This window comes from Candidatus Eisenbacteria bacterium, from assembly GCA_016867495.1.
Taxonomy (GTDB): Bacteria; Eisenbacteria; RBG-16-71-46; order CAIMUX01; family VGJL01; genus VGJL01.
The window spans coordinates 1-3630 of the sequence record VGJL01000227.1 but is presented as its reverse complement, the minus strand read 5'-3'; the positions used below and the strand labels follow the sequence as shown (position 1 = coordinate 3630).

The following is a 3630-nucleotide window of genomic DNA, read 5'->3' as shown; positions in this document are numbered from 1 at the left end:
GGGAGCGGGATCGTCGTCCGCCGGAACCCGACGATCGGCGCCGGCCCCGGTGGAGCGCGGGGCGCGGAGTGGCTCCGTCTGATCTCCGGAAACCCGGCCCGCGGACCCGTGAGACTCGCCGTCATGGGCGGCGATGCGCACGCAGAGGTGGATCGGATCGCGATCGGCCTCTATGACATCTCCGGGCGGAGCCTCTGGAGGGACGAGCGGCGCGGGCGCGCCGGCCAGTGGCTCGAGATCGAGATCGATCCGCGCGCGATCGCGCCTCCCCTTAGCGCGGGCGTCTACTTCCTTAGGGTCCAGAGGAGGGCGGATGCGGCGTCTCGGCCGGTCATTCTGGTTCGCTAGCCTCCTGATCGCCTCGTTCCCCCTCGCCTGCGCGGTGGATGAGGAACAGAGCCACCCGGACGCGGCGCCGCCTTTCTATGTGGTCCCGGCCGGCGGCTTCCTGGACAGGTCTCCCACGGTGGATGGCGATGGCGACGTGCTCGCCTGGGTCCGCCGGCGATACGACATCTGGGGCGCATACCGCATCCTGCGCATGGAGGGGCGCGGGGAGCCCGAGACTCTCCTTGCGCATCGCGGTCCGATCACATCCATCGATCTCTCGACGGACGGCGGACGCCTCCTGGGGCTGATCGAAGGCGACACCGCGCGCGTCATCCTCTGGAGAGAGGCGGGCGATGCCGGGGCAATCCTCCTCGATGTTCCTCCGGAGTATCTCACCATCTCGACGCCCCGCTGGGCGGACACGACATCCTTCCTCTTCGGCGCGAATGGCCCCGACGGCCACGGCATCTATCGCTGGGACCTGAGCACAGGGAACATCGCCCCCCTCTGCGCCCGGTTCTCAGCGCATGGAGGACTCTGGCTCGGCAGCTCCCCGGGTCTCGACAGCTCGGGGCGCATGGTCTGCATGGAGCGGATGTCGATATCCTCGACCTCCGGGATCGAATCGATCGTCTGTCTGCTCGGGTCAGAGACGCCGGCGCTCGTTCTCGCCGGCCAGTCCCCATCCTTCTGGCGCTTCCTGCCCGGCGAGGACGACGGCCTTCTCTACATCGATTCGGTCCTGATGCTCCACGCTCTGCGGCCCGGAACTGGCGAGGAGTGGATCCTCCTCCCGTGGGTCGTCGACTATGACATCTCCGCCGACGGGCGATGGCTCTTCGCCGACTCGGCGCTCGATCTCGGCCGCGCCTTGATCCTCTTCGATCTGCGGAGCCTGCGGTGAGCCGCTCGCGAGGCATCGAGAGCTCCGCTTGCCGCGGCGCGGAACGGCGCCCGCGGTCGGCGGGACGGGCGTCGCGCCCGCGCTCGTCGATCGCGACCCGGCGCATCGCACTGCAGGCCGCATCGCTCCTCGCGGCGCTTCTCCTCGCTTCCCCTCGAGCGCCCGCGGAGGCGGCCGCGCGCCACGCCGTCCGGGGACGGATCGTCGATCGATTGACTCGCGAGCCGCTCCCCATGGCGCAGGTCGTGATCGATCCCGGGGACTGGATCCTCTCCGTCGACTCGCTCGGCCGCTTCCATGCGGACTTGCCCGGCGCGGGGACCTACCGCCTGCGCGCCCTCGCGCCGATGCACGAGACCTCCGGGTGGCTCCTCGTGACGGCGACCGACGAGGAACCTCTCGCCCGCGCCGAGCTCTCCCTCGAGCCGCAGGCCTATCGCGTCCCCACGGTCGAGATCTATGGGGAGAGGATCCGCCCCGACCCGCCGCAGGCCCCTTCCCGTCTCATCCTCGCGAGGGAGATCCGCAGGGCCCCGGGCGGATTCCAGGATCCGCTGCGCGCCCTGCAGGAGAGCCGCTCGATCGAGACCAGGAACGACCTCGGCACGCTCCTCTCGATCCGGGGAGGCGAGCCGGATCAGGTCCTCTTCCTCATGGACGGATTCGATGCCTACAACCCCTACCGGATGCGGATCGTCCTCGGAGGGGGCTTGAGCCTCGCGAATCCCGACATCGTCGAATCGGTCGAGCTCTACGCCGGCGGATTCTCCGCGCGCTACGGCAACCGGACATCGGGCGTCATCCACTTGAGGACGCGGGAGGGGAATCGCCACTCCTTCCGCAGCCGACAGACCCTCTCGCTCATCGCGGCGTCTACGGCCCTCGAAGGGCCCCTCCCGGGCGGCCGCGGGAGCTGGATTCTCGGGCTCCGCCGCACCTACTACGATCTGATCCTCCGGCCGCCCAAGGGGGAGGGAACGCAGTATCCCTACCTGCAGGAGGCGCAGGGGCGCCTCGACTGGGATCCCGCGCTCGGGCATCGCTTGATCGCCAGGTTCGCGCTCGGCGACGAGGGGATCGACTACATCTTCCCGGGCGAGGCCGGAGAGCAGGGGGCCGATACGCGCGGCAGCAGCGGATCGTCCGGCTTCTCGATCGAACACGCGTGCGATCTCCGCGAGGGGCTGCGGGCGATCTCGAAAGGCTCGCTCCTGACCGACAGGACCCGAGTCCGGATCCAGGGGACGGACGATCGGGTGAGCTATGCCGCCGCGCGGACCAGGGCCTTGCGGATCTCCGCCTCCCACGAGTGGGAAGTCGACGCCGCGCCCCATGTCCTGCGCATCGGCGCCTCCTGGGATCGCTATCGGTCCAGGGTCGGTTGGGATGCGGAAGCGGACGCGGCCCCGAGCCTCAATCCGACTCCCGCGTCGCTCGACATGGACGATCTGCTCGCCTATCGGGCCGCCTGGGCGGAGGATGTCGTCGGCTTCGGGAGGGACTGGTTCCTCTCGCTCGGCCTGCGCATCGAGGACGCGAGCGGCCCCTCGCCGATCCAGGTGAGCCCGCGCGTCGCACTTCGAGGCCGGATCAAGGGGCCGCTCGGCTTCCGCGTCGGGGCCGGGCAGTTCCTGCAATATCCGGATGGGATCCAATCCTTCTCGCGCGAGGCGCCCCTCTCGATCAGGCCGCTGTCCGCTTACCCGCCCGAGCGGGCGGCGCTCGCGAGCGCCGGGTTGAACGCCACGTGGCGGCGCATCGACTGGACGCTCGAGACCTACACGCGCGACACCCGCGATCTCCTCGTGCCGGCCGATCGGGTCGCCTACACAGCGATCTCCGAGGGACGGGCGCTCGCACGGGGAATCGAGGCCGAGATCGGGCTGCGCCCCCTTCCCCGCCGCGGAGGGGATCGTCGATGGATCGATGACCTCGAGGCGACCCTCGCGCACGCGTGGATCGACAGCCGCTTCCGTGGAGGCGTCTACGACCGCTGGACGCGCGTGAGCGCCGAGCGCGAGCAGAGTTTTCTCGCGCGCGCGAGGTTCCCGGCGAGGGCCGGATGGACGCTCTCCTTCGTCCTTCGAGTCGCCTCCGGCGCCCCCTACACGCCTCTCCGTGCCCGATTCACCCGCTGGGACTCGGACGGCGATCCGGTCCACGTCCCCGTCTGGGGAGATCCCTTCAGCGAGAAGATGTCGTCCTATGGAAGGCTGGACGGCCGGGTGGAACGGGAGATCTCGATCTTCGGCCGCTCGGGATCGATCTTTCTCGAGGTCCTCAACATGACCGCGAGGAAGAACAGCGTCTCGATGATCTGGAATCGGGATCTCGACCGCCGGCGGCCGGTGCGCGGCCTGCCCCTTCTTCCATTCATCGGGATGACGGTGGCGGGC

2 protein-coding genes are annotated in these 3630 nt (G+C 69.6%); both read left to right on the top strand.

The genetic code is table 11. From position 1 onward, the window contains the following. The first annotated feature begins 313 nt into the window (after positions 1–313). Positions 314–1234, top strand: coding sequence for a hypothetical protein (locus tag FJY88_12605; protein ID MBM3288175.1), 921 nt, complete (start codon positions 314–316; stop codon positions 1232–1234). Beyond that, positions 1162–3630, top strand: a 2469-nt coding sequence (locus tag FJY88_12600; protein MBM3288174.1) for a TonB-dependent receptor, incomplete at its 3' end; no start/stop codon positions are given. The genes FJY88_12605 and FJY88_12600, both read left to right, overlap by 73 nt.

Bases quoted from the DNA above. Each gene is read 5' to 3' on its own strand.
- FJY88_12605 (MBM3288175.1), top strand. From the start codon at position 314: ATGCGGCGTCTCGGCCGGTCATTCTGGTTCGCTAGCCTCCTGATCGCC.